The sequence below is a fragment of the Glycomyces tritici genome, assembly GCF_030403505.1.
This window is the reverse complement of sequence record NZ_JAUEMJ010000015.1, coordinates 38,357-62,694: the sequence shown is the minus strand read 5'-3', so window position 1 is coordinate 62,694 and position 24,338 is coordinate 38,357. Positions and strand designations below refer to the sequence as shown.

General features: G+C 71.9%; 24 protein-coding genes. 14 read left to right on the top strand and 10 right to left on the bottom strand.

Going from position 1 to position 24,338, the window contains the following annotated elements:
- Positions 1 to 64: 64 nt before the first annotated feature.
- The 6 genes from msrA to QWI33_RS28370 all read left to right on the top strand — a co-directional run bounded on the left by msrA (position 65) and on the right by QWI33_RS28370 (position 5,677).
- Positions 65 to 667 carry a peptide-methionine (S)-S-oxide reductase MsrA gene (msrA, locus tag QWI33_RS28395; protein WP_289960061.1) on the top strand — a complete coding sequence of 201 codons (603 nt, stop codon included), beginning with the start codon at positions 65 to 67 and terminating at the stop codon, positions 665 to 667.
- A gap of 94 nt (positions 668 to 761) precedes the next feature.
- A complete protein-coding gene (gene sigK / locus QWI33_RS28390; RefSeq protein ID WP_435367610.1) occupies positions 762 to 1,376 on the top strand; it encodes an ECF RNA polymerase sigma factor SigK in 615 nt (204 codons plus the stop codon).
- Positions 1,373 to 2,113 carry an anti-sigma factor gene (locus tag QWI33_RS28385; RefSeq protein ID WP_289960059.1) on the top strand — a complete coding sequence of 247 codons (741 nt, stop codon included), beginning with the start codon at positions 1,373 to 1,375 and terminating at the stop codon, positions 2,111 to 2,113. The genes sigK and QWI33_RS28385 overlap by 4 nt, the downstream gene beginning before the upstream one ends.
- 135 nt (positions 2,114 to 2,248) lie before the next feature.
- The gene (locus QWI33_RS28380; protein ID WP_289960058.1) at positions 2,249 to 3,739 is read left to right on the top strand and encodes a molybdopterin-dependent oxidoreductase; all 1,491 of its coding nucleotides are present in this window, start codon (positions 2,249 to 2,251) and stop codon (positions 3,737 to 3,739) included.
- 56 nt (positions 3,740 to 3,795) lie between these two features.
- Positions 3,796 to 4,425 carry a fasciclin domain-containing protein gene (locus QWI33_RS28375; RefSeq protein ID WP_289960057.1) on the top strand — a complete coding sequence of 210 codons (630 nt, stop codon included), beginning with the start codon at positions 3,796 to 3,798 and terminating at the stop codon, positions 4,423 to 4,425.
- Positions 4,426 to 4,483: 58 nt separating this feature from the next.
- Complete coding sequence (locus tag QWI33_RS28370) at positions 4,484 to 5,677, top strand: cryptochrome/photolyase family protein (protein ID WP_289960056.1); 1,194 nt, start codon at positions 4,484 to 4,486, stop codon at positions 5,675 to 5,677.
- Here the strand turns inward: QWI33_RS28370 and QWI33_RS28365 are convergent.
- Positions 5,650 to 6,150, bottom strand: a complete 501-nt coding sequence (locus QWI33_RS28365) for a MarR family winged helix-turn-helix transcriptional regulator (protein WP_289960055.1) — start codon at positions 6,148 to 6,150, stop codon at positions 5,650 to 5,652. The two genes, QWI33_RS28370 and QWI33_RS28365, sit on opposite strands and share 28 nt — an antisense overlap.
- Positions 6,151 to 6,253: 103 nt before the next feature.
- Here QWI33_RS28365 and QWI33_RS28360 point away from each other — a divergent pair, with 103 nt between their 5' ends.
- The 4 genes from QWI33_RS28360 to QWI33_RS28345 all read left to right on the top strand — a co-directional run bounded on the left by QWI33_RS28360 (position 6,254) and on the right by QWI33_RS28345 (position 13,853).
- Entirely contained in the window at positions 6,254 to 8,335 is a 2,082-nt protein-coding gene (locus QWI33_RS28360; RefSeq protein WP_289960054.1) for an MMPL family transporter, read from the top strand.
- A 140-nt stretch (positions 8,336 to 8,475) separates the two neighbouring features.
- On the top strand, positions 8,476 to 8,715 hold the full coding sequence (locus QWI33_RS28355; protein WP_289960053.1) for a hypothetical protein: 240 nt from the start codon (positions 8,476 to 8,478) through the stop codon (positions 8,713 to 8,715).
- 40 nt (positions 8,716 to 8,755) lie between these two features.
- Positions 8,756 to 11,905, top strand: a complete 3,150-nt coding sequence (locus tag QWI33_RS28350; RefSeq protein ID WP_289960052.1) for a helix-turn-helix transcriptional regulator — start codon at positions 8,756 to 8,758, stop codon at positions 11,903 to 11,905.
- Between the two features lie 409 nt (positions 11,906 to 12,314).
- Entirely contained in the window at positions 12,315 to 13,853 is a 1,539-nt protein-coding gene (locus QWI33_RS28345; RefSeq protein WP_289960051.1) for a multicopper oxidase family protein, read from the top strand.
- Between the two features lie 92 nt (positions 13,854 to 13,945).
- Here QWI33_RS28345 and QWI33_RS28340 read toward each other — a convergent pair whose 3' ends face one another.
- The 4 genes from QWI33_RS28340 to larB are packed head-to-tail and all read right to left on the bottom strand — an operon-like array spanning position 13,946 to position 17,204.
- Positions 13,946 to 14,320 carry a PH domain-containing protein gene (locus tag QWI33_RS28340; protein ID WP_289960050.1) on the bottom strand — a complete coding sequence of 125 codons (375 nt, stop codon included), beginning with the start codon at positions 14,318 to 14,320 and terminating at the stop codon, positions 13,946 to 13,948.
- A complete protein-coding gene (locus QWI33_RS28335) occupies positions 14,320 to 14,694 on the bottom strand; it encodes a PH domain-containing protein (RefSeq protein WP_289960049.1) in 375 nt (124 codons plus the stop codon). Before QWI33_RS28335 ends, QWI33_RS28340 begins: the two co-directional genes overlap by 1 nt.
- Positions 14,627 to 16,375, bottom strand: coding sequence for a nickel pincer cofactor biosynthesis protein LarC (larC, locus tag QWI33_RS28330; RefSeq protein ID WP_289960048.1), 1,749 nt, complete (start codon positions 16,373 to 16,375; stop codon positions 14,627 to 14,629). Before larC ends, QWI33_RS28335 begins: the two co-directional genes overlap by 68 nt.
- Positions 16,376 to 16,385: 10 nt before the next feature.
- Positions 16,386 to 17,204, bottom strand: a complete 819-nt coding sequence (larB, locus tag QWI33_RS28325) for a nickel pincer cofactor biosynthesis protein LarB (protein ID WP_289960047.1) — start codon at positions 17,202 to 17,204, stop codon at positions 16,386 to 16,388.
- A gap of 197 nt (positions 17,205 to 17,401) precedes the next feature.
- On the opposite strand from larB, the gene QWI33_RS28320 reads away from it, so the two are divergent.
- The 3 genes from QWI33_RS28320 to QWI33_RS28310 all read left to right on the top strand — a co-directional run bounded on the left by QWI33_RS28320 (position 17,402) and on the right by QWI33_RS28310 (position 20,044).
- A complete protein-coding gene (locus tag QWI33_RS28320; protein WP_289960046.1) occupies positions 17,402 to 18,133 on the top strand; it encodes a glycerophosphodiester phosphodiesterase in 732 nt (243 codons plus the stop codon).
- Between the two features lie 113 nt (positions 18,134 to 18,246).
- Positions 18,247 to 18,648, top strand: a complete 402-nt coding sequence (locus QWI33_RS28315; protein ID WP_289960045.1) for an ATP-binding protein — start codon at positions 18,247 to 18,249, stop codon at positions 18,646 to 18,648.
- A 67-nt stretch (positions 18,649 to 18,715) separates the two neighbouring features.
- Positions 18,716 to 20,044: a glycosyltransferase 87 family protein gene (locus tag QWI33_RS28310; protein ID WP_289960044.1), complete on the top strand. Its 1,329-nt coding sequence runs from the start codon at positions 18,716 to 18,718 to the stop codon at positions 20,042 to 20,044.
- Positions 20,045 to 20,120: 76 nt separating this feature from the next.
- On the opposite strand, the gene dnaB is transcribed toward QWI33_RS28310, so the two are convergent.
- The gene (gene dnaB, locus QWI33_RS28305) at positions 20,121 to 21,593 is read right to left on the bottom strand and encodes a replicative DNA helicase (RefSeq protein WP_289960043.1); all 1,473 of its coding nucleotides are present in this window, start codon (positions 21,591 to 21,593) and stop codon (positions 20,121 to 20,123) included.
- A gap of 301 nt (positions 21,594 to 21,894) precedes the next feature.
- On the opposite strand from dnaB, the gene QWI33_RS28300 reads away from it, so the two are divergent.
- Positions 21,895 to 22,284 carry a hypothetical protein gene (locus tag QWI33_RS28300; protein WP_289960042.1) on the top strand — a complete coding sequence of 130 codons (390 nt, stop codon included), beginning with the start codon at positions 21,895 to 21,897 and terminating at the stop codon, positions 22,282 to 22,284.
- Between the two features lie 277 nt (positions 22,285 to 22,561).
- Here the strand turns inward: QWI33_RS28300 and rplI are convergent, their stop codons facing one another.
- Genes rplI through rpsF form a run of 4 tightly spaced genes read right to left on the bottom strand, consistent with a single transcriptional unit; the run spans position 22,562 to position 24,177 of the window.
- Positions 22,562 to 23,023 (bottom strand): 50S ribosomal protein L9, encoded by a 462-nt coding sequence (rplI, locus tag QWI33_RS28295; RefSeq protein ID WP_289960041.1) that lies wholly within the window; start codon positions 23,021 to 23,023, stop codon positions 22,562 to 22,564.
- A gap of 14 nt (positions 23,024 to 23,037) precedes the next feature.
- Positions 23,038 to 23,283 (bottom strand): 30S ribosomal protein S18, encoded by a 246-nt coding sequence (rpsR, locus tag QWI33_RS28290; RefSeq protein ID WP_270116456.1) that lies wholly within the window; start codon positions 23,281 to 23,283, stop codon positions 23,038 to 23,040.
- 54 nt (positions 23,284 to 23,337) lie between these two features.
- Complete coding sequence (locus QWI33_RS28285; protein ID WP_289960040.1) at positions 23,338 to 23,847, bottom strand: single-stranded DNA-binding protein; 510 nt, start codon at positions 23,845 to 23,847, stop codon at positions 23,338 to 23,340.
- 39 nt (positions 23,848 to 23,886) lie between these two features.
- Entirely contained in the window at positions 23,887 to 24,177 is a 291-nt protein-coding gene (gene rpsF / locus QWI33_RS28280) for a 30S ribosomal protein S6 (protein WP_289960039.1), read from the bottom strand.
- Positions 24,178 to 24,338 lie beyond the last annotated feature (161 nt).

The following is a 24,338-nucleotide window of genomic DNA, read 5'->3' as shown; positions in this document are numbered from 1 at the left end:
CGCATACGTTAACGTCCCGCGCCGACCGCTGGCGATCGTTATTCGCGCGTGACAGACTTGCCGGATGACCACGACGCACCCGATCCTGCAGCACCCCATCGAAGGCTCCCCGGGCCCCGGCGCCGAGACCGCGTACTTCGGCATGGGCTGCTTCTGGGGCGCCGAACGCCTCTTCTGGCGCGTCCCCGGCGTCTGGACGACCTCCGTGGGCTACATGGGCGGCAGCAGCGAGCGGCCCTCCTACGAGGAGGTCTGCACCGGCCTGACCGGCCACGCCGAGGTCGTGAAGGTCGTCTGGGAGCCCGGCGCGGTCGCCTACGAGCAGCTCCTCAAGGTCTTCTGGGAGAACCACGACCCGACGCAGGGCATGCGGCAGGGCAACGACGTGGGCACCCAGTACCGCTCGGTCCTGTACACCACCACGCCCGAGCAGCAGGCCGCCGCCGAGGCGAGCAAGGACGTGTTCGAGCCGATCGTCCGCGCCGCCGGGCTCGGCCCGATCACCACCGCGATCCTCCCGGCCGGGCCGTACTGGCTCGCCGAGGACTACCACCAGCAGTACCTGCACCACAATCCGAACGGCTACTGCAACCACGGGCCCAACGGCCTCTCCTGCCCCGTCGGCGTCGTCAAGGCGCAGGTCGAGGTGGAGCCGCCCCGCGCCTGACCGCGGCGCGAGAAATCCGCGGCGCGGACCAATCCGGGCCCCCTCCGGCTCCGAACCTCAAGCGACCACCCAAGTCGACCGCGGGAGCGTGAGGATGTTCGACACCGGTGCCGGGCCCGCGCCCCGGCGAGAACCGCGGCTGACCGCCGTGTCAGACGCCGGGGACACGACCCCGGAGGCGCTCCTGCACCGCACCGCCCTCGGCGAGGACGCGGCCTTCGCGGCGCTCTACGACCTGATGGCGCCGCGCGTCTACGGCCTGTGCGTGCGGGTCCTGCGCGACCCGGCCCAGGCCGAGGAGGTCGCGCAGGAGGTCCTGGTCGAGGTGTGGCGCACCGCCACCCGGTTCGACGAGCGCCGCGGTTCGGCGGGCGCCTGGATCACCACGATCGCCCACCGCCGCGCCGTCGACCGGGTGCGGTCCGCGCAGACCGCCGGGGAGCGCGAGCGCCGGGCCGCCGCGAGCAGCACCGAACCCGAGTACGACATGGTCGCCGAGTCCGCCGCGAGCCGCCTGGAGCACCGCCAGGTGCGCCGCTGCCTGAAGACCCTCACCGAGCTCCAGCGGCAGGCCGTCACCCTCGCCTACTACGGCGGCCACACGTACCGGCAGGTCGCGACCCTGCTCGAAGCCGCCGTCCCCACCGTGAAGACGCGGATCCGCGACGGCCTCGCGAAGCTGCGCGACTGCCTGGAGGTGGCCCGATGAGCACCGACGTCCACACCCTCATCGGCGCCTGGGCCCTCGACGCGGTCGACGCGGACGAGCGCCGCCAGGTCGAGGAGCACCTGACCGAATGCGTATCGTGCGCCCAGGAGGCCGGCGAGCTGCGCGAGGCGGTGTGGCGCCTCTCCGACGTGACGCTGGCCGAACCGCCTGCGGCTCTTCGCGAACGCGTCCTCGCGGAGGTGCGCCGGACCCGGCAGGAGGCCCCGCTCGTCAGCGAGCCGGAGGCCGCGCCGCGGCCCGCCCGGCGCGTCCGCCGACTGCGCCTCCCCAGACTGCGGCTCGCCGTGGGCGCCGCCGCGCTCGCCGCCGTCGCGGCCTTCGCGGGCGTCTTCGCGACCTGGACCGTGATGCGACCACAGGAGCCGCCGACCGCCGACCGCATGACCGCGGTCCTGGAGGCACCCGACGCCGAGGTCGCCGTCCGAGAGGCCGAGGGCGGCGGGCGCGTCACCGTGGTGGCGTCGGAGTCGCTGGACGAGGCGGTCGTGGTCGTCTCCGGCCTCGCCCCCGTCGACGACGACCACTCCTACCAGGTGTGGCTGGTGGACGAGGCCGGCCAGGAGTCGGCGGGCGTCATGGACGCCGGGGACTCCTCGGCGACGATGTGGATCGAAGGTCTGGGCGACACCGACGTCATCGGTGTCACCGAAGAGCCGGCGGGCGGGTCTGCGACCCCGACCCTGCCGATGGTCGCCGACGTGGCACTGCCCGCGTAGGCGCCTGGGGAAGAGCGAGGGCCGGGTCCGGTGGGGGACCCGGCCCTCGCCGTGTTTCATGCCTGTTCACGGCATTGTTCCGAAAGAGTTTGGTCCCGGACCCATCCGCTCGCGTCCCGGCCCCGAATCAGGGGCATGAACGGCAGACCGATCGCAGCCCTCGCGGGCCTCGCCTGCGCCGGGTCCGCCCTGGCCGCGGCGCAGCTGACCGCCGCCGCGGTGGCCCCCGGCAGTGCGCCGGTCGCCGCCGTGGGCGCGGTCATGGTCGACGCCGTGCCCGAACCCGTGAAGGCCTTCGCGATCCGCGCGTTCGGGTTCCACGACAAGCTCGTGCTGTTCATCGGGATCGGACTCGCACTCGCGGCCGCCGCGGCCCTGGTCGGCGTGCTCGCACGCCGCCGGATCGCGGTCGGCTGCACGGCCCTGGCGCTGCTCGGCGCGGCGGGAGCGGCTGCCGCCCTCTCCCGGCCCGCGGCCACCGTCGCCTGGGCCCTGCCCTCCCTGGCCGGCGCCGCCGCCGGCGCGCTCGTCCTGGGGCTGCTCTACCGCCGCCCGCAGGCCGCCGGTGCGCCCGGACGCGTCGTCGACCGCAGAGGGGTCCTGCTCGCCCTTGCGGGGGCGGGCGTGGTGGGGGCGGCCGGATGGCGCCTGGGCGGGACGGGGGAAGTCGAGACCGCCCGCGGCGCCGTCCGGCTGCCGGACCCGGTCGACGCCGGCCCGGCCGGCGAAGGCCTCGACGTCGAGGGCCTCACCCCCTACCTGACGCCGAACGCCGAGTTCTACCGCGTCGACACCGCCCTGGTGCTCCCGCGGGTCCTCCCCGACGACTACGTCCTGCGCGTCACCGGGCGCGTCGACCGGCCGCTCGAGTTCGGCTACCGCGACCTGCTCGACCGCGACCTCGTGGAACGGGAGATCACGATCTCGTGCGTCTCCAACGAGGTCGGCGGCACCCTGGCCGGGAACGCCCGCTGGCTCGGCGTCCCCCTGGCCGAGCTGCTCGAGGAGGCCGGCGTCCAGCCGGGCGCCGACCAGGTGGTCGGGCGCTCGCACGACGGCTGGACCGCCGGGACCCCCCACAGCGCCTGCACCGACGGGCGCGACGCGCTCCTCGCGGTCGGCATGAACGGTGAGCCGCTGCCGATCGAGCACGGGTTCCCCGTGCGCATGATCGTCCCCGGCCTGTACGGGTACGTGTCGGCGACCAAGTGGCTCGTGGAGATCGAGCTCGCCTCGTTCGCCGATTTCGACCCGTACTGGGTCCGCCGGGACTGGGCCGCCGAGGCGCCGGTCAAGACGTTCTCGCGCATCGACACCCCCAAGCCGCTCAAGACCATTGCCGCGGGCCGCACCGCCGTCGCCGGCGTCGCGTGGGCGCAGCACCGCGGCATCGAGCGGGTCGAGGTCCGCGTCGACGAAGGCCCCTGGGCCGACGCCGAGCTGGCCCCCGTCATCGGCCCCGACACGTGGCGCCAGTGGCTGTGGGAGTGGGACGCCGGACCCGGGCGCCACAAGTTGGAGGTCCGCGCCACCGACACCGAGGGCGACACGCAGACCGCGGACCGGGTCACGCCCTTCCCCGACGGCGCGACCGGCTGGCACTCAGTCGTCGTCACCGCCGCATAGACCGAACGACCGCCGCGGGCGACCGCCCCCGGCATCCGACAAGAAAGGCAAGTCCCATGAACACTCGACTCCTGACCCGCGCCGGAGCCCTGGCCGCCGCCGCCGGATTCGCGATCACCATGTCCGCCTGCTCCGATGGAGGCAGTGACGACGCCGCCGATGAGACCACCTCCGCTGCGGAGACCATGGTCGAGGAGGAGACCACCGCGGAGATGGCCGCGGGCGAGTTCGGCGCGGCGTGTTCGGCAGTCCCGGCGGACGGCGAGGGCAGTTTCGCCGGCATGGCCGACGACCCCGTCGCCACCGCCGCCGGCAACAACCCGGAGCTGTCCACACTGGTCACTGCCGTGACCGAGGCGGATCTGGTCGACACGCTCAACTCGGCCGAGGACATCACCGTGTTCGCGCCGGTCAACAGTGCGTTCGCCGCGATCCCCGAGGCCGACCTGCAAGCCGTCCTCGCCGATCAGGAGATGCTGACCGGCATCCTCACCTACCATGTCGTCGCGGGCGAGCTCGCTCCCGAGGACCTGGCCGGCGAGCACACCACCCTTCAGGGTGAAACGCTCACGGTGACCGGCTCCGGCGAGGACTTCACCGTCAACGACCAGGCGGCCGTGGTCTGCGGGAACGTGCAGACCGCCAACGCGACCGTGTACCTCATCGACACGGTCCTGATGCCCTGACCGATACGCTCCCGGGGGTCGTCCGCAATGGACGGCCCCTGGAACGTTGGGAGCCGCCATGCCCGCCACCGCCCTCCTGCTGTTCACCAGTGACCTGCGCGTCCACGACAATCCGGCGCTGGCCGAAGCCGCCCGCGCCGACCGGGTCGTGCCGCTCTACGTGGACGACCCGGCACGGGCCGCCAACCCGAACCGCCGCCGCTTCCTGCTCGACGCGCTCGCGGACCTGCGCTGCGCCCTCCGCGCGCTCGGCGGCGACCTGGCCGTGCGCCGCGGCGCCACGGTCGACCAGGTGATGCAGGTGCGCGCCGCGACCGGGGCCGACGCGGTCGTGTGCGGCGGCGACGTGGGCCGCTTCGAGACCGGGCTGCGCGAACGCCTCGCCGCGGCCTGCGCGCGCGAACGGGTCGCGTTCACCGTGACCGCCGGGCCCTCCGTGGTCGAGCCCGGCAGGCTCCTGCCCAGCGGCGGCGGCGACCACTACAAGGTCTTCACCCCGTACTGGCGCGCCTGGTCGCAGACGCGGTGGCGCGACGAAGCCCCCGAACCCGACCGGCTGCGCGTCCCCCAGGACTTCCCGAGCAGCGATGACCTGCCCGAACCCGAAGGGACCGCGCCCGACCTGCCCGCGGGGGGCGAGCGCGCGGCCCTCGCCCGGCTCGACGAGTGGGCCCTGGGCGCGGGCGACTACGGCGACCGGCGCGACGAGCTCGCCGCCGACCGCACCTCCCGGCTCAGCGCCCACCTGGCCCTCGGCTGCCTCTCCGCGAGGACGTTCGCGACCGACCCGCGCGTGCCCGAACCGTTCGTCAGGCAGCTGTGCTGGCGCGACTTCCACCGCCAAGTGCTGCACGCGTTCCCCGCGCTCACCGACACCCCCTACCGGCGCGGCGCCCGCGACGAGTGGGAGGCCGACCTGACCACCCTCGCCGCCTGGCAGGCCGCGGGCACCGGGGTCGACATCGTCGACGCCGGGATGCGTCAGCTCCTCACCGAGGGCTGGATGCCGAACCGGGCGCGGCTGATCTGCGCCGGGTACCTCGTCAAGACCCTCGGCCTGGACTGGCGCGACGGGGCCGCCTGGTTCGCCCGCCACCTCGTCGACCTCGACGAGGCGAACAACTGGGGGAACTGGCAGTGGACGGCGGGCACCGGCAACGACACCCGGCCGAACCGCGGGTTTAACCACGCCCGGCAGGCCGAGCGGTACGACCCCGACGGGGACTACCGGCGGCGCTGGGGGCCGTCGTGACCCCATTCGGCGCCGACCTCGCGCATCGCCTCCGTGCTCACGTCCAGGAAGCGCGCCACGACCTCCCGCTCGGCCGCGTCGAAGCCCGCCCACGCCGACGCGAACGCGGCCGCGAGCGGCACGAACATGCGCCGGCCCTCCTCAAGGGCCGCCTCGGGCACCTCGAGGGCGACGCGGCGGCGGTCCCCGGCCGGGCGGGTGCGCTCGACGTGTCCGAGGGCCTCGAGCCGGTCGATGAGCGCGGTCGTCGCCGAAGGGCTCAGCCGCAGTTCGCGGGCGAGGGCCGTGGGGGACATGGGGTCGCCGCGGCGGGCGGCGGCGAGGATGAGCGCGAGCGCGTTCACGTCGGTGCGATGCAGGCCGTGGTGCGCGCCGAACCGCTCGGCGTACCGGTCGGACTCGACCGTGAGCGTCTGGAGCAGACGGGTGAGGTCGAGGTCGGTGAGCTCCTGCTCGTCGCCGGTATCGGTCATGCGACCCATCATCCCCCATGATCCCGGCCACGCCTCCGTTTAATACTTCGATCATCGAACTATCCTGATGTGGAATCACCCGAGAACGCGAGGAGACCCATTCATGGCCCCCGACCGACCCGTACCCCGGCTGCGCTGGCTGATACCCGCACTGCTGGCCCTCGCCTGGCTCGCCATCGGCGCCTTCGCAGGCCCGTTCGCCGGGAAGCTCAGCGAGGTCGCCTCCAACGACGGCTCCTCGTTCCTGCCCTCCACCGCCGAATCGACCGAGGTCAACGAGTTGCGGGCCGCCTTCGACGAGACCGACGCGACACCCGCGATCGTCGTCGCCGAACGCCCCGGCGGCCTCACCGAAGCCGACCTCGCCTACCTCGAGACGGCCGCCGCGGACCTGGCCGGCCTCGAGTTCAACGCCGGGCCGCCGATCCCCCCGCAGCCCTCCGCCGAGACCCCGCCCGAAGCCGTGCAGCTCATCGTCCTCATCGACGCCGAGGACGACGCCGCCGCGGTCGAGGAGATCCGCACCCTCCTCGAAGCCGACCGCCCCGAGGGCCTCGAAGTGCTCGTCACCGGCCAGGCCGCGCTCGGCGCCGACCTCGGCGAAGCCTTCGCCGGCGTCGACGGCCTGCTCCTGCTCGTGGCCGCCGCCGTCGTCGCCGTCATCCTCGTGCTCGTCTACCGCTCCCCGCTCCTGCCGGTCCTGGTCCTGCTCTCGTGCGGGTTCGCGCTCGCCGCCGCCAGCGCCGCCGTCTACCTCCTCGCCGACGCGGGCGCGATCGACCTCAACGGGCAGAGCCAGGGCATCCTCTTCATTCTCGTGTTCGGCGCGGCCACCGATTACGCGCTGCTGCTGGTGGCCCGCTTCCGCGAGGAGCTCATCGCGGGCGCCGACCGCTTCGCCGCGGTCCGCAAGGCCCTGCGCGCCACGATCGAACCGATCGCCGCCTCGGCGGGGACCGTGATCCTCGGCGTGCTGTGCCTGCTGTTCAGCCGGCTGGAGTCGAACCGGGGCCTGGGTCCGGTGGCCGCCATCGGGATCGGCGCGGCGTTCCTGGCCGCGGTGACGTTCCTCCCGGCGGTGCTCGCGCTGTTCGGGCGGGCCGCGTTCTGGCCGCGCCGCGCCGCGGCCGGGAAGGGCGCGCGCCGGTCCCGCCTGTGGTCCTCGGTCGCCGGGCTCGTCGCCCGCCGGCCCCGCGTCGTGTGGACGACCACCGCCGCGGGCCTGGTCATCGCGGCCGCGTTCATGCTGCAGCTCAAGGCGGACGGCACCGCCCAGACCGACGTGTTCCTCACCGACGTCGACTCCGTCGCCGGCCAGGAGGTCCTCGCCGAGCACTTCCCGGGCGGCTCCGGCGCGCCCGCGGTGATCATCGCGAACGCCGACGCGCTCGACGCGGTCCTCGCCGCCGCCGAAGTGGACGGTGTCGCCGAGGTCGCCCCGAAGACCGACGCCTCCGGGCAGGTGGTGGAAGCCGAAGGGCTCGTGGAGATCGACGCCGTGCTGGAGGACGCGCCCGACAGCGACGCCGCCATGAGCACTGTGGAGCGCCTGCGCGACGCGGTGCACGCCGTGGACGGCGCCGACGCGAAGGTCGGCGGCCCCACCGCGATCCAGCTCGACACCCTCGAGACCTCCGAAAGGGACCGGGCCGTCATCATCCCGATCGTGCTCGCCGTCATCCTCGGCGTGCTCATGCTCCTGCTGCGGTCGATCCTCGCGCCGCTGCTGCTCACCGCCACCGTCGTGCTCTCCTTCGGCGCCACGATGGGCGTCTCCGCACTGGTCTTCAACCACCTCTTCGGGTTCCCCGGCGCCGACCCCACCGTGGTCCTGTTCGGCTTCGTGTTCCTGGTGGCCCTGGGCATCGACTACAACATCTTCCTGATGACCCGGGTCCGCGAGGAGTCGGCGCGGCTGGGCACCCGCGCCGGGACCCTGCGGGGCCTGGTCGCCACCGGCGGGGTCATCACCTCGGCCGGAGTGGTGCTCGCGGCCACGTTCTCGGCGCTCGCGGTCCTCCCGATCCTGTTCCTCGCGCAGATCGCGTTCGTCGTCGCCTTCGGGGTGCTCCTCGACACGGTCATCGTCCGGTCCCTCCTGGTCCCGGCCCTCACCTTCGACCTCGGCCGGGCCGTCTGGTGGCCCTCGCGGCTGTCCCGGGTAAGGCCCCTCAGCCGAAAGTAAGGGACTGAGGGGGCATCAGGCCCGAAACTAAGGCGGGTAAGGGCCCGCCCGACGCGGACGCCTGATGCCCCCGACCCGGCCTCAGCCGGAGCATTGGTGTCAGGCCGGAAAACCCGGCCGACGACACCGAAGGAAACCAGATGAACGACTTCGAACTCAACTACCTCCACTACTCCCGCTCCGAGGAGCTCATGAAGCAGGCCCGGAACGAACGCCAGGCCCGCGAGCTCGTCAACGCCGCCAAGGCCACCCGCCGCGGCGGCCACCACGTCCGCCACCAGGGCCTCGCGGCCCGCGTCGCCAAGGCCCTCGGCCGCGGCGAGCGGCCCGCCGAATCCACCGGAGGACGGGGCTCCGCCCGCGTGCAGCCAGCGAAATGACAGGCGCGGAACGTCGTAGGCCCGTGTCATGATTGCTGACATGCCGCGCCTGGGTTCCGACCTCCCCCTGTTCGCCCGCGACGCCGAACTCGCCTCGCTCCGCGAGACGCTCGACGCCGCCCGCGGCGGGCGCCCGGCGACGGTCCTCGTCTCAGGCGACGCGGGGGTCGGGAAGACCCGGCTCCTCCACGAATTCACCGACAACGCCGGTGACGGTGTCCTCACCGTCACCGGCCACTGCCTCGACACCGCCGACTCCGCCCTCCCCTACCTCCCCTTCGCCGAGATCGTCGGCGCCCTCGCGCGCGACAACCCCGACCTCGCCGCGAACCACCCCGGCCTCAGCCCTCTCCTCCCCGGCCACCCCACCCCCGCCGAAGGCGACCTCGGCCGCCTCGGCCTCTTCGAGGCCTTCCACGCCGCCCTCGCCGACCTCTCCGCCGCGCAGCCCCTCGTCCTCACCCTCGAAGACCTCCACTGGGCCGACCGCTCCAGCCGCGACCTCCTCGCCTTCCTCACCTCCCGCCTCACCGGGCAGCGCGTCCTCATCCTCGGCACCTACCGCGCCGACGCCGTCCACCGCGGCCACCCCCTCCGGCCCCTCCTCGCCGAACTCGTGCGCCTCCCCGCCGTGCAGCGCCTCCACCTCGACCCGTTCGACGCCCAGGACGCCGCCGACTTCGTGCGCGAACTCAACACCGGGCTCGACGAAGCGACCGTCTCCAAGATCGCCGCCGCCTCCGAGGGCAACGCGTTCCTCGCCGAAGAGCTCGCCGCCGCCGAGACCCACACCGTCACCTTCGAACTCGCCGAAGTGCTCCTCGCCCGGCTCGAACGCCTCCCCGAAGCGGCCAAGCAGGTCGTGCAGCTCGCCTCCGTCCTGGGCCGGCGCTTCACCTACCGGCGCCTCAACGCCGCCGCCTGGTCCATGCTCGACGAGACCGGTCTGCGCGCCGAACGCGAACTCGACCAGGCCCTGCGCGCCGCCATCTCGCACGGCATCATCGTCCAGAAGAGCGCGGACACGTACGCGTTCCGCCACGCCCTCCTCGGCGAGGCCGTCTACACCGACCTCCTTCCAGGCGAACGCATCCGCTACCACCGGAAGATCGCCGAAGCGCTCGCCGAGGACAACGGCAAGGGCGCCGAGGCCGAACTCGCCCACCACGCCCACGAATCCGGCGACCTCCCCTGCGCCCTCGCCGCATCCGTGCGTGCCGCAGACGAGGCCGTCGAACTCGCCGCCCCCGCCGAAGCCCTCCTCCACCTCGAGCGGGCGCTCACCCTCTTCGGCAAGGTCCCCGCCGAGAAGCGGCCCGAGGGCCTCACCGAACTGCGCCTCACCGTCCGCGCCGCCTCCAACGCCGAAGCCTCCGGCGAGATCAAACGCGCCCAGTCGTACTCGGCCGCCGCAGTGCGCCTCGCCGACGCCTCCGGCGACCGGCTCCAAGGCGCCTACACCCGCCGCAAGTACGCCAAGCACCTCCTCTCCATCGAAGGCGGCGAACAGGAGGCCCACCGGGTCGCCTGGGAGGCATGGCAACTGGTCAAAGACGATGAACCGCACACCATCAAGGCCTGGGCCCAGGCCGTGGTCGCGCGCACCGTCTACCACAGCCGCAAGTACGACGAGGCTGCCGAATGGTGCCTCCGCGCCATCGCCACCGCCGACGCGGTCACCGCGGCCGGCACCACCGACGACGAAGAGGGCCACCTCGCCGCCAAGGCCGACGCGATCCTCACCCACAGCATCGGCGCGTTCCGCCGCGGCGGCCAGACCCTCGCCGAGACCATCGTCCGCAACGACGAGGCCCGCGCGCTCGTGCTCGGCAAATGCTGGCACGAGGTCGAACTGCGCGCCCACTTCAACAACGGCCTCGTCATGGTCGAGGCCGCCCGCATCGCCGAGGCCCTCACCCACTTCAACCGCGGCATGGACCTCGCCCGCAGCACCGGCGACAAGTGGAGCGGCTACGGCCTCGAGACCGCGGTGCGCCAGGTCATCTCCAACTACATGATCGGCCGCTGGGACGAGGTCGACGTGAACGGCGAGATGGCCTCCAGCGTCCTGCCCGGCGTCGTCCTCACCCGCCTCGCCGCCGCAGTGCTCCTCGTCGACGTCGCACGCGGCCGCTTCGACGTTGCCGACCGGCGCCTCGACTACCTCGCCGACCGCTGGCAGCTCGACGGGCAGGTGCTCGCGCTGGCGGCGCTGTGCGGCGTCGAACTCGACCGCTGGCGCGCCCGCCCCGAGGACGCGGTGCGCCGCGCGGAGCGCGCGACCGAGCGGATGACCCGCATGCGCGGCTACTACCTGGCGGGCGTCTCGGTGTGCGCGGCCGGCGTGGGCGCCGCCGCTGACCTCGCCCAGCGGCTGCGCCGCGAGGGCGACGCGACCGGCGCGAAGTCCGCCGTCTCGGCGGGGGAGCGCCTGGCCGAGCGGGCCCGGTTCTTCAACGAGCACGGCCGCCCGCTCTCCGGCACGCTCGGCCCCGAGGGCCTGGCGTGGATCGCGCAGCTCGACGCGGAGGAGTCCCGCCTCTACGGCGACGGCGACCCGGCCCTGTGGCGCACGGCCGCAGCCGCGTTCGACTACCGCAACGCCGCGGCCGAGGAGGGGTCGGTTGCCGCGCAGCCGAAGCCCGCTGAGGACGCGGTCGGCTTCGCGGTGAACCTGGACGAGCAGGCGCGGCTGGAGCTCGCGCTCCGCGACCCGGTGGCGTCGGAAGCCCTGGCGCTGTTCGAGGCCGGGGCCGATGGCGCGGCGCCGGAGGACCGGACCTGGGCCGAGCCGTACCGGCAGGCGCTGGCGCACTGGCGGCTCGTGGAGGCGCTGCTGGCGGTGCCGGGAGCCGAGGCGCGGGCGGAGGCCCTCGCGGTGCTCACCGAGGCGAAGGCGACCGCGCTGCGACTGGGCGCTACCCCGCTGGTACAGGAGCTGTGCGCGCTCGCGGCGCGGGCGGGCCTGGACGCGGCGGTGCCGACGACGACGCCGTTGACGCCGCGGGAGCTCGCGGTGCTGCGGCAGGTGGCGCGCGGGCTCACGAACCGCCAGATCGGCGCGGAGCTGTTCATCTCGGAGAAGACCGTGAGCGTGCACCTCTCGCGGGCGATGGCGAAGCTCGAAGTCGCCGGCCGCGCCGCGGCGGTGAACGCCGCGCATCTGCGCGGCTTCCTCACCGAGGACTGACCGCGCCGGGTCGCGCCCGGTTTCGCCGCTGCTGCAACCCGATTCGTCTGGAGACCTTCGTGCCGTGCGCTCGCGGGTGCACAGGCGCGCCGCGCGCATACGGGCGGCCCCGGGTACCCACCCGATCCCACCTTCACCACTACCAGTGAAAAGGCCAGGCTCCCAGGCGGGTGCGACGGCCAGGTGTGCAGGCGGGGCCGCGCGGTTCGAACAGCAGCGGTCATTTCTGGTCAAACCGGATTGATGCCGGTCGGCGGGTTCATGCGAAAGAGGGAACGGAAGCGAGCGCCGCTCGCCCCGCACCGCTACCGGAGGTTGACGCTGCGGCCCGGCGTAGTCCCCGAGTGGTACGCGGATTGCCTTCCTCTGCCCGATGTAACGCGCAAGCCGCCGCACGAACATTGCAGCCATGAAGCGGCGTAAAGCACTGAAGTGGACCCTCATCGGCGTAGGGGGCGGGGTCGGGGCGGTCGTGCTCGGCGGGGCCGGGACCCTCGGGTACTTCTGGAACAAGTCCAAGCTCGAGACCGTCGGCAAGGTCGACTTCGACACCCCGCTGGCCGTCCCCCCGCTCGCCGAGTCGACCCGGGACGCCTCGGGCGCACGGGTCTTCAACCTCGAGATCCAGGCCGGCACCGTGGCCTTCAAGGACGGCCGCGAGACCGAGACCTGGGGCGTCAACGGCCCCTTCCTCGGCCCCACCATCCGTGCCAAGCGCGGCGAAGAGGTCGCCTTCGCCGTGCACAACGGCCTCGACGAGGGCACCTCGATCCACTGGCACGGCATGCACCTGCCCGCCGTCATGGACGGCGGGCCCCACCAGGAGGTCGAACCGGACGGCATCTGGACTCCTCAGTGGACGATGAACCAGCCCGCCGCGACCCTCTGGTACCACCCGCACCCCCACGGCCGCACCGGCGCCCACGTCTACCGGGGCCTCGCCGGGATGTTCATCGTCGACGACGACGAGTCGACGAGCCTGAACCTGCCCTCCGAGTACGGCGTGGACGACGTGCCCATGATCGTCCAGGACCGCAAGTTCAACGGCGACAACCAGTTCGACGACAAGTCCTCGTTCATGAGCATGCAGGGCGTCCTCGGCGACGAGATCATGGTCAACGGCACCATCGGCCCCTACTTCGACGTCACCACCCGCCTCGTGCGCCTGCGCCTGCTCAACGGCTCCGTCTCGCGCCTGTACAACTTCGGGTTCGGCGACGACCGGCCGTTCGCGCTCATCGCCACCGACGGCGGCCTCCTCCCGACCGCCTGGGAGACCAGGAGCCTCCAGCTCTCACCAGGCGAGCGCGCCGAGATCGTGGTCGCCTTCGAACCCGGAGAGACCGTCGCGCTCCGCTCCAACCCGGCCGACGAGGGCTACGAGGGCCCGCTCGGGCGCTTCAACGGCGGCGACGACCAGCTCGACATCTGCGAGTTCCGGGCCGCCGGCACCCTCGCCGACACCACCGAGATCCCCGAGGCCATGGGCACCGCACCGGATCTGGACGACGCCGAGGTCGCCGCCGAGCGCTCGTTCTCGCTCTCGGGCTTCAACCAGATCAACGGCGAGTCCATGGACCCCATGCGCATCGACTTCGGCGTCCGCGAAGGCACCGTCGAGGTCTGGGAGGTCGAGAACGCGGACGGCTTCATGCACAACTTCCACGTCCACGACGTCCAGTACCAGGTGCTCACCGTCGACGGCCGGGAGCCGCCGCCGCACCTGCGCGGGTGGAAGGACACCGTCCAGCTGCTGCCGCAGGTCAAGTACCGGCTCGCGATGCGCTTCGCGGACTACACGGACCCGAACCTGCCGTACATGTTCCACTGCCACATCCTCGCCCACGAGGACTCGGGGATGATGGGCCAGTTCGTGGTCCTCGCCGAGGACGAGGCGATCGGCACCGTCCCGCCCAGCGCGTCCGCGTCCTCGCACGGCGGGCACTGAGCCGCTCCGGGCCCGCCAGGGCCCGGGGACGAGAGCGGCGCCGGACCGGTCTCCGTAGGCACCACGTGAACCGGCCCGGCGCCGCACCCTCCTCAGAGGACGTACATGCCGATGAGGTTGGCGAGGTTCCGCACGTCGGCCCGGCCCTTGAACTCGAACCGGACCTTGCCGAGGCCGCTGAACCACAGGTCCAGTTCGGCGTCGAGGTCGAGCGTCCCGGCAGTCTCCACCGAGAACGCCTGGATCTTGCTGTAGGGGAGCGAGGTGTAGTCGCGCTTCTTGCCGGTGATGCCCTGCACGTTGACGGCGATGACCCGCTTGTCGGTGAAGACGACGGAGTCGCGCACGCCCCTGAACGCCGAGACCAGGTGCTCGCCGGGCACGAGCAGGGGCTGCAGTTCGGCGGCGATGCCCGCCGGGTCCACCTGCTGGAGCTTGAAGAGCGAGCCGTTCGCGAAGTCGATCATCAGAGCGTGCAGTTCGCGATGTGCTTGGCGATCGCGGGCAGGTCCACGTTCTCCTTGAACTCGAAGCGCACCTTGCCGAGGCCGCTGAACCACAGGTCGAGCTCGCCGTCGTTGTCCATCAGTCCGTCGGTCTCCACCGAGTACGCCTGGATCTTGTTGTAGGGCAGGGAAGCGTAGTCCTTCTTGCGGCCGGTGATGCCCTGCACGTTCACGGCGATGACTCGCTTGTTCGTGAAGACCACGAAGTCGCGCACGCCTTCGAAGACCAGGGCGACCGCTTCGCCGTCGGCCAGCAGGGGCTGGACTTCATCGCTGAAGCCGGGGTCGTCGGTGAGCTGGAGCTTGAATACCGAACCGTTCTCGAAATCGATCATGCGGGCAGGATATCGGTAAGCCCTCAGCGCCGGGGTCCGGTCGATACGCTTCGGCCGCAAGCGCAGTGGCCTGCGCGATCACCACTTTGAGCGGACGCGCCAAAGCGGCGGCCGCGGCGGCCGCGTCCTCGTACTCGACCGAGGCGTTCACGACCTCGCCGTGCTCCAGCGCGAGCTTCACCCCGATCGCGTGGCCGTCGACCTCGACGTGCGTGTACCGGCGTTCGAGCGCGTACTTCTCGATCTCGTAGGAGCGCATCCCGATCGTGGTGGTGTGCCGGACCAGCGCCGACCGCACCGCGTCGATCGTCTCGGGGCGGCACAGCACGTGGACCGTGTGCGCCGGACGGCCCTTCTTCATGAGGATCGGCGTCAGCCAGGCGTCCGAGGCCCCGGCGGCCAGCAGCGCCGCGAGGGCGGCGGGCCACAGCCGCGGATCGAGGTCATCCACATTGGTCTCGATGACGACGGGCTTCGCCGCCGGTGTCGCGGGAACGCCCTGGTGCTCCGGCTCCGCAGGCGATGCGTGCTCATGAGCCGGGCCGCTGTGTCCATGGCCGTGGTGCGCTGCTGGGGACTCGTGCCCATGACCGTGATGCGCTGCCGGGGACTCGTGCCCATGGTCGTGGTGCGCTGCCAGGGGCGCGTCCCCGTGCATCGCGCCATCGTGGGCGGGTGCAGCGTCTTCGCCTACGCGGGCACCGGTCGTGTCATGGCTGTGGCTGTGGCTGTGGTCGGCAACGTGACCGTGATGGTCGTGCCCGCCGGTGCCGGCGCGATGCACATGGGCGGTACCGGTTCTGCGCGGAGCAGCGACCTCGCGGCCGATGACGAGCCGCAGCAGGTTCGCGCGCTCCTGCGGGTCGCGACCGCCCGCGCCCACGCCGATCCGCTCGACCACCATCTCCGGCATCGACCCGTATCCCGAAGCCGCGGCGGCGATGATCGCCGCGCCCGTCGGCGTGCACGCCTCATACGGGACGCCCCCGACGACCGGCGCCGCCGCGTCCGCCAGCACCCGCAGCACCGCCGGGGCGGGCAGCGGGATCGACCCGTGCGAACCGCGCGTCGTACCGCCGCCCACGGTCACCGTCGAAGCGGTCAACCGCTCGATGCCCAAGGCCGCCAACCCGGCCGCCGCACCCAATATGTCCGCGATCGAGTCGAGCGCGCCCACCTCGTGGAAGTGCACGTCCTCCTCGTCGATCCCGTGCGCGGCGGCCTCGGCCGCCGCCAGCCGCGCGAACGCCCCCAACGCCAGCTTCCGGGCCGACTCCTCCAGCGTCGCGCCTTCGAGCATCGCCCGGATCGACCGCCAGCGCCGGTCCGTCGCGACCTCCGGGGCCTCGACGTCGACCTTCGTGCCGACCAGCCCGTGCCGCGTCACCCGATTGGCGCGCAAGCGGATCGGCTCGGTACCGAGCGCGTCCACGGCCGCCTGCATCACCGCCAGGTCCACCCCGGCGTCGACCAGCGCACCGAGGAACATGTCGCCGCTCGCGCCCGCCGAGCAGTCCAGCCATGCCACCACCACCGGGCGGCCTCCCTGGTGCGCCTTCACAGTGCCGCTTTCAAGAGTGCCGCTTCCAAGGGTGCTGCTTCCAAGAGTGCCGCCTTCACGAGCGCCGCTTCCAAGAGCACCGGCCTCGACCGTGCCGCCGTCCGCAGTGTCACCATCCACAGTGCCGCCTTCACGATGCCGCCTTCATGCCGAGCATCCGGGCGGCGGCCATCGCCGCGCCGAACCCGTTGTCGATGTTGACCACCGTGACCCCCGGCGAGCAGGAGTTCAGCATCGTCAACAGCGGCGCCAGCCCGCCGAACGCGGCCCCGTACCCGACCGAGGTCGGCACCGCGACCACCGGCGCGGACACCAGGCCCGCCACGACCGACGGCAGCGCCCCGTCCATGCCCGCCACCACGATCACGCAGGCGGCCTCCCGCAGCTCGCCGACCTTGTCGAGCAGCCGGTGCAGGCCGGCGACGCCCACGTCGGCGACCAGCCGCGTGTCGATCCCGTTGGCGCGGGCCACGATCCGAGCCTCCTGCGCCACCGGCAGGTCCGAGGTCCCGGCGCACACCACGGCGAGCAGCCCGGTCTCGGCGTCCGGGAAGTCGCCGACCGCGCACACCCCGCTCTCGACCAGCACGTCGTCGCCGAAGGACTCCCGCACCGCCGCAATGCACGCGTCGTCGCATCGGGTCGCGACCGCCACCCGGCCCGGGTGCGCCTCGCGCAGGGCTCTGAGCGCCCCGACGACCTGCTCGGGCGTCTTCCCGGCCGCGTACACGGCCTCGGCCGTGCCGGTCCGAGCCGGGCGGTCGGTGTCGATCTTGGCCCAGCCCAGGTCGCGGTAACCCGCCGCGACCGGCGCGGTCGAAGGCGCGGGCGCGCCGCCGGACGACGCCTGCGGAGCCGCAGCTTCCGGCCGACCGGTCGCCTCCGGGGCCGCGGTCTCCGGCCCCGCGTCGGACGCTTGGTGAGCCGTGAATTCTGGGTCATGTCGCACGCGTCCATCCTCCCTCCCCCGCCGCACCCGCCGCCACCGGAACCGGGCCCGTCCCAGCCGCGGGGACCCGCGCCCACCGCCCGGCGACGGCCCGGCGCTCACCCGGACCGCACCGCTCCGGGGACGTTCATCACCGCGTCCCCGGACGCACACCGCGAACCGGGCGCGGCGTCAGGCCCCTCGTCTATCGTCAAGGGGTGTCCCAGCCGCTGATCGCCGCCCACCGAGGCGCGAACGAGTTCCTCCCTGAGCACTCGATCGCCGCCTTCCGGCAGGCGATCGTCGAGGGCGCCGACGGGTTCGAGTTCGACATCCGCCTCACCGCCGACGGCCAGCTCGTGCTCCACCACGACCGCACCGTCAAACGCACCTCCGGCGCCAAGGGCGCCGTGTCGGATCTCACTCTCGAACAGTTGCGGGGGCTGAACTTCGCCCACCTGTTCCCCGACTGCGCCGGCAACCCCGAGGCCGAGCGCATCCCCACCCTCGAAGACCTCTTCGGTCTCGTCGTCGACTCGGGCAAAGACCTCAAACTGTTCATCGAGACCAAGCACCCCTCGAAGTTCGGGCCCCGCCTCGAGATGCGCCTGTGGGAGACGCTGCGGCGATGGCCCGGACTCGACGCCACGGTCATGTCCTTCTCCCGCGCGGCCCTCAAGACCTGGCGCGGCCTCGACACCGACACACCGCTCGTCTGGATCTTCGAGTACCCGTTCCGCCGCCCGCCCGAGGGGGTCCAGGTGCTCAGCTCGAGGGTCGACTACCTCGATTCGACCCCCGAATTCGTCGAACGCAGCCACGAAGCGGGCTACCAGGTGTACACCTGGACCGTCAACGACGCCGACACCGCCCACCGCATGGCGGGACTCGAGGTCGACGTCATGTTCACGGACCGCCCGGCCGCGATCAGGCACACCCTCGCGGGCTGAAGCGCCGCTCCGCGACGGACTCAGGGTCCGCCGGTAATGCTGGCGTCATGCCTTTGCAACAGGTAGGTTGCTGTATAGCCTCCCCACGGCACGGAGGAAGGAAGGGGACCGCGATGCCCGCTGCGATACCGGCGCCAGAGCGGCTGCGCGTCCCCCACCAGTCCGGGGCGGCGAGCCAGGTCCGCCGGTGGCTGCGCGAATCGCTCCCCGATCTCCCCGACGAGGTCCGCGACGACCTCCTCGTGTGCGCGACCGAGCTCGTCTCCAACGCCGTTCGGCACGCCCGCCCGCTCCCGGGCGGGGACGTGTGCGTGAGCTTCGAACTCGGCCCGTCCGACGTCGAGGTCCGCGTCATCGACGGCGGCTCCCGCACCCACCCGCACGTGTGCGCGGTCAACCTCGACTCGGCCCACGGGCGCGGCATGTTCATCGTCTCCAAGCTCTCCGCCGACTGGGGCGCCCGCTCCCTCGGCGACGGCACCCAGGAGGTCTGGGCCCGCATCCCGGTGCGCTGACCGGCCCGGGGCCGCACCGCCCGGATTGACCGGACAGGCCCTCGCCCCGCCCCCGTACGCTGTCCGGGTGTCCAACCGCCCGCTCTTCATCGACCTCGCCTTCTACGGCCTGGCCGCGCTCTTCGCGGGCGCGACCGCGCTGTGGACGACCCTCGACTCGCACGCCCAGTGGGGCGCGATCGCCTTCGGCGGCTACCTCCCCGCGGCGATCTGCGCCGCGATCCTGCTGGCCCAGCCCGGACCGGTGTGGCGCCGCCGGGCCTTCATCACCGTCGGCGCCGCCCTCGCCGTCACCGCGATCCCCTTGGTGTTCATGGCGATCGACCGCGCCGCCGGCGTCAGCGGCCGCGCCCAGGAAGAGGTCCTCGTCGTCGAGGCCTCCGGCGCCCGCCTCCTCGACACCGGCAGCCCCTACCTGCACGCCGACGCGATCAGCGCCCTCCCCGAACCGCTCCTGGGCTACAACCCGTACCAGCCCGGCATGGCGCTCTTCGGCATCCCCGCCGCGCTCCTCGGCGAGCACTGGTGGACCGACGCCCGCCTCTACTTCCTGCTCGCCGCCGCCGCTTGCGCGATCGGCGCGGTCCGGCTCCTGCGCGGCGGCTCCGGCAGCGACCCGGGCGTCACGGGCGCCGGCAAGGGCCCGCTGCTGCGCGCCGTCCAGGCCACGTTCGTCTTCCCCGTGTGCGCCTTGACGTTCGCCACCGGCGGGGACGACATGCCCGTCGTCGCCCTCATCGTCCTCGCGCTCGCCTTCGCCCACCGCGAACGCCCGCTCGCCGCAGGGCTCGCGATCGGCGCCGCCGCCGCACTCAAGCTCTTCGCGTGGCCCGCCGCCGTCGTGATCGCGTTCCTCATGCTGCGAGGCAGCGAGTCCCGCGCCGGTACGCGCCGCTACCTTGCCGGCTTCGCCGTGCCGGTCGCGGCGACGATGCTCCCGGTCCTGGCCGTGGACGCCCGCGGGTTCTTCGACAACGTGGTCGCGTTCGGCCTCGGCCACGGCGTGGTCACCTCGCCAGCGCAGTCGCCGCTGCCGGGATTCCTTGTCGCCCGGTACGTCCCGGGCGGCGACCTCATCGCCCCGGCGCTCCTCGGGCTCGCCGCGCTGGTGATCGCGGGGCTGCTGTGGACGCGCCCGCCGGTGACGGCCGCGTCGGCGGCGCTGTGGTGCGCGGCGGGGCTCTCGGCGGCGTTCCTGCTGATGCCGTCCACCCGCTTCGGGTACCTGCTGTACCCGGTGGTGCTGCTCGGCTGGTGGCTGCCGCTGCGCGATGCGGTGGCGGGCACGGTGACCGGGACCCTGTTCCAGGGCCTGGCGCAGGACGACGAGGCGGTCGACGAACTTGAGCAGGAGATCGGCCTCGGCCCGTCCATCGCGGTCGAGTGGTGGCGCTGAGGGTCGCTTCTCGGCGGAACCGCAAGGGGCCCAGCCGGAATGGACGGCAGATCCTCGGCGACTGGCCCCCGGCCTGCTACACGGCCATGTCGACGAAGCGCGAGAGGTGCAGCTGGGCCGCGACGGTGATCGTGTCCGTCGCGCCGTTGCGGTGCTTGGCGACGATGAAGTCGGCTTCGCCCGCGCGCGGCGACTCCTTGTCGTAGTAGTCCTCGCGGTGCAGCAGGATCACGACGTCCGCGTCCTGCTCCAGCGAACCGGACTCGCGGAGGTCGGAGAGCTGCGGGCGCTTGTCGGTGCGCTGCTCGGGTCCGCGGTTGAGCTGCGCGACCGCGATCACCGGGCACTGCACCTCCTTGGCCAGGAGCTTGAGTCCGCGGCTGATCTCCGAGACCTCCTGCTGGCGCGACTCGGTCTTCTTCGGCGAGGTCATCAGCTGGAGGTAGTCGACCACGATGAGCTTGAGGTCGTGGCGCTGCTTGAGCCGGCGGGCCTTGGCCCGGATCTCCATCATCGTCATCGAGGCCGTGTCGTCGACGAACAGGGGCGCTTCGGAGATGTCGCCCATGCGCTTGGCCAGGCGCGTCCAGTCGTCGTCGCTCAGGTCGCCCGAGCGCAGGACGTGCATCGGCACCCGCGTCTCGGCGCTCAAGAGGCGCATGACGATCTCGAGCTTGCTCATTTCGAGGCTGAACAGGGCCGCGGCGTGCCGGTGGTGGAGCGACGCGTGCCGCATGAAGTCCATTGCGGCCGTTGACTTGCCGGCGCCGGGGCGCCCGGCGACGATGATGAGCTGGCCGGCCTGCAGACCCGAGAGGAGCCGGTCGAGATCGGCGAAGCCGGTCGGGATGCCGGTCATGAGGCCCTGGCTCGCGCCGATCGCCTCGATCTCGTCCATCGCGGGCTGGAGGAGGTCGGAGAGGACCGCGAAGTCCTCGCTCTGGCGGTTGTCCGTGACCTCGTAGACGGCCTGCTGGGCGAGGTCGACGAGGTCGTCGATGTCGCGCCCGCCCTGGCCGCCGCCGTAGCCGTACTGGACGACCTTCGTGCCGGCCTCGATGAGGCGGCGCAGGATCGCCTTCTCCTTGACGATCTTCGCGTAGTACCCGGCGTTCGCGGCCGTGGGCACGGCGTTGAGCAGGTCGTGGAGGTAGGGGCCGCCGCCGATCTTGGCGAGGTCGCCGGTGTCGGCGAGGGCGGCGGCGATCGTGACGGCGTCGGCGGGCTCGCCGTTGCCGAACTTGTCGATGATCGCGTCGAAGACCATGCCGTGCTTGGGCTGGTAGAAGTCGCCCGGGCCGAGCACCTCGATGACGTCGGCGATCGCGTCCTTGCTCATGAGCATGCCGCCGAGGACGGACATCTCGGCCTGGTGGTCCTGGGGCGGGGTGCGCTCGTAGGCGCGGGCGGACCCGCCGCCACCGCCGCCGCTGCCGCTGAACGGATCCTCGGGCGGAGTGTCGAAATAGGAGCTGCTCGAGCCGTTCGCTCCCCGCGAGTAGACGCCTTCCGCCGACACGTCGGTCATGCCGTCCACCCCCTCGGTCACCGTGCGTTCATGGAGAATGTACCGCCTGCATACGACAGATGAGCGGCGTCAACGACGCTATGTCGCGCCGGGCACGGTTGCAAACGGGGCTGTGGACAACCCTGTGGACAAGGTTGTGGATAACCTGTGGATAACCGCGTCCGGCCTGTGGACAACCTGTGGACAGTTACATGAACCGGGCTCGAATCGCGGCGTTCACCTGTGGGGACGCCGTCCACCGCCTGTGGATGGAGATTCGATCGTGCCAACTTGCGGCTAAGGTGAGGGGCGACCCCGGCACGGATCAGAGGAGCGAGACCCCATGAACGCCCCCCGGCAACCCGAGCGCAGGCCCCGGCTCGACCCCGACGGCGACGACCGCCCGGGGGAGCGGGCGTTCACGCCGACGTTGCTCGTGACGCTCGCCTGGTACGCGGTGCCGATCGCGGTGTACCTGGCGTGGGTGCTGTGGCAGCCGCCGGTCGACGCGACGTGCGCCGAGGCGGGGTGCACAGTGGGCGGGCGGCTCTCGGCGGCGATCGCGGGCGGCTGGGCGTGGACGCTCTCGGCGCTCACGGCGAGCCTCCTGGTGGCGGTGCTCCTGCGGCTCCCGCGCGCGGGCTGGCGCGCCGGCGTGGCCGGCTCGGCGGCGGCGATCCTCGGCGCGGGCCTGGTGACGGTGGTGCTGCGAACGGCCGGCTGGGTGATCTGAGCGGCAGGGAGGCCGCCGGCCCGAGGCCGTACCGGGTGCCCCGGGATACCCGCCCGTTCCCACCTTCACCACTACCAGTGAAAAGGACACCGTCCCATACGCCTGCGACGCATTCGCGCGGGTTTCGAGCTCAAGAGCGGCAAGGGGTTCGAACACCAGCGGGGATATCGGGGCACAAGCGGCGAATGCCGCGGGCGGGGTTCATGCGAAGGAGTGAACGGACACGAGCAAGGCCCGCGACCTGAACGGTCGCGGGCCTGACTGTCGCTTTCGCGTCCTACTTCTTGCGGCGCTTGGCCGGCGTGACCTGAAGCTTGAACTTCGCGGTCACCTCCGGGTGCAGCTTGACCGCAACGTCGTAGGTGCCGATCGACTTGATCGCGGCGGGCAGCTCGACGCGGCGGCGGTCGATCTTCGGACCCCCGGCCTCGTCGACGGCCTTCACCACGTCGACCGCGGAGATCGAGCCGAAGAGCCGGTCCCCGTCGCCCGTGCGGGCGACGATGTGGGCGTCGGTCTTCTTCAGCTGCTCCGCAACGGCGCGAGCCTGGTCGAGGTCGTGGATCTGGCGGGCCGCACGGGCACGCTGGATCGCGTCGACTTCCTTCTGACCGCCCTTGGTCCAGGCGATCGCCAGGCCCTGCGGCAGGAGGTAGTTGCGGCCGTAGCCGTTCTTCACCTCGACCACATCGCCGGCCGAGCCGAGGTTGGGCACCTCATGAGTCAGGATGATCTTCATGTTGCGCTCCTTCCTTAGCGGGTCTGGCTGGTGTACGGAAGCAGAGCCATTTCGCGGGCGTTCTTGACGGCCGCGGCGATCTGGCGCTGCTGCTGGGTGGTCACGCCGGTCACCCGGCGGGCACGGATCTTGCCGCGGTCGGAGATGAACTTCCGAAGTAGCGCCGTGTCCTTGTAGTCGATGTACTCGATACCCTCTTTGTCAATCGGGTTCGGCTTCTTCTTCGGCTTCCGCAGGGGAGCCGATTTCGGGTTGGCCATGTGTCGTCTTGCCTCTTACTCGAGATCGTTACCGGACTGCCGAGGCAGTACCGGTTAGAACGGCGGGTCCTCGTCGAAGCCTCCACCGCCGGCGGAAGCGCCGGCAGGGGCGGCAGAGGCCCAAGGGTCGTCAGGTGCGGAACCGCCACCGGTGTTGCCGCCGCCCCCGAAGGAACGACCGCCGCCACCGCCGGAGCCTGCGCCCGACTTGTTGAGCTTCGCTGTGGAAAAACGCAGTGAAGGGCCGACTTCCTCGACGTCCAGCTCGTACACAGTGCGCTTCTCGCCCTCGCGGGTCTCGTAGCTGCGCTGCTTGAGCCTGCCCTGCACGATCACGCGGGTACCGCGCGACAGGGTCTCGGCGACGTTCTCGGCGTACTGGCGCCACACACTGCAGGTGAGGAACAACGCCTCACCGTCTTTCCACGCGTTCGACTCCTTGTCGAACGTGCGCGGGGTCGATGCGATTCGGAACTTCGCGACGGCGGCACCGGACGGCGTGTAACGCAGTTCGGGGTCGTCGACGAGGTTGCCGATAACCGTGATGACTGTCTCTCCTGCCATGACCTCTTCTCCCTAAGGTCTCGCAGTTACAGGGTCGGGTTACCGAAGCTCCGGTCGCAGCACCTTGGCACGCAGCACCGACTCGTTGAGTCGCAGCTGACGGTCCATCTCAGCGACGGGACCGGGCTCGGACTGCAGGTCGATGACGGCGTAGAGGCCCTCGTTGCTCTTGTTGATCTCGTAGGCGAGACGGCGCCGGCCCCAGACGTCGATCTTGTCGACGGTTCCCCCGGCGTCCTTGACGCCCTTCAGGAACTTGTCCAGTGTCGGGCTGACCTGGGCTTCCTCGATGTTCGGTTCGAGGATCACCATGAGTTCGTAATGCCGCAAGATAGCTCCACCCCCTTTGGTCTAAAACGGCTGCGGTCTCTCCGCAGCAGGAGGAATCACTTGCGCGTGCCGCGCCGTTCCGGAGAACCGGGCCGGTGCGGACAACCGGGCAATCGTACCTGCTTACAGGTGGTGCGCCACCGGCGCGCCGCCCGGATGTG

What these genes read in the sequence shown, in the direction of transcription:
- msrA (WP_289960061.1), top strand. Translation starts at nt 65, where the DNA reads ATGACCACGACGCACCCGATCCTGCAGCACCCCATCGAAGGCTCCCCG.
- sigK (WP_435367610.1), top strand. Translation starts at nt 762, where the DNA reads ATGTTCGACACCGGTGCCGGGCCCGCGCCCCGGCGAGAACCGCGGCTG.
- QWI33_RS28385 (WP_289960059.1), top strand. Translation starts at nt 1,373, where the DNA reads ATGAGCACCGACGTCCACACCCTCATCGGCGCCTGGGCCCTCGACGCG.
- QWI33_RS28380 (WP_289960058.1), top strand. Translation starts at nt 2,249, where the DNA reads ATGAACGGCAGACCGATCGCAGCCCTCGCGGGCCTCGCCTGCGCCGGG.
- QWI33_RS28375 (WP_289960057.1), top strand. Translation starts at nt 3,796, where the DNA reads ATGAACACTCGACTCCTGACCCGCGCCGGAGCCCTGGCCGCCGCCGCC.
- QWI33_RS28370 (WP_289960056.1), top strand. Translation starts at nt 4,484, where the DNA reads ATGCCCGCCACCGCCCTCCTGCTGTTCACCAGTGACCTGCGCGTCCAC.
- QWI33_RS28365 (WP_289960055.1), bottom strand. Translation starts at nt 6,150, where the DNA reads ATGACCGATACCGGCGACGAGCAGGAGCTCACCGACCTCGACCTCACC.
- QWI33_RS28360 (WP_289960054.1), top strand. Translation starts at nt 6,254, where the DNA reads ATGGCCCCCGACCGACCCGTACCCCGGCTGCGCTGGCTGATACCCGCA.
- QWI33_RS28355 (WP_289960053.1), top strand. Translation starts at nt 8,476, where the DNA reads ATGAACGACTTCGAACTCAACTACCTCCACTACTCCCGCTCCGAGGAG.
- QWI33_RS28350 (WP_289960052.1), top strand. Translation starts at nt 8,756, where the DNA reads ATGCCGCGCCTGGGTTCCGACCTCCCCCTGTTCGCCCGCGACGCCGAA.
- QWI33_RS28345 (WP_289960051.1), top strand. Translation starts at nt 12,315, where the DNA reads ATGAAGCGGCGTAAAGCACTGAAGTGGACCCTCATCGGCGTAGGGGGC.
- QWI33_RS28340 (WP_289960050.1), bottom strand. Translation starts at nt 14,320, where the DNA reads ATGATCGACTTCGCGAACGGCTCGCTCTTCAAGCTCCAGCAGGTGGAC.
- QWI33_RS28335 (WP_289960049.1), bottom strand. Translation starts at nt 14,694, where the DNA reads ATGATCGATTTCGAGAACGGTTCGGTATTCAAGCTCCAGCTCACCGAC.
- QWI33_RS28315 (WP_289960045.1), top strand. Translation starts at nt 18,247, where the DNA reads ATGCCCGCTGCGATACCGGCGCCAGAGCGGCTGCGCGTCCCCCACCAG.
- QWI33_RS28300 (WP_289960042.1), top strand. Translation starts at nt 21,895, where the DNA reads ATGAACGCCCCCCGGCAACCCGAGCGCAGGCCCCGGCTCGACCCCGAC.
- rplI (WP_289960041.1), bottom strand. Translation starts at nt 23,023, where the DNA reads ATGAAGATCATCCTGACTCATGAGGTGCCCAACCTCGGCTCGGCCGGC.
- rpsR (WP_270116456.1), bottom strand. Translation starts at nt 23,283, where the DNA reads ATGGCCAACCCGAAATCGGCTCCCCTGCGGAAGCCGAAGAAGAAGCCG.
- QWI33_RS28285 (WP_289960040.1), bottom strand. Translation starts at nt 23,847, where the DNA reads ATGGCAGGAGAGACAGTCATCACGGTTATCGGCAACCTCGTCGACGAC.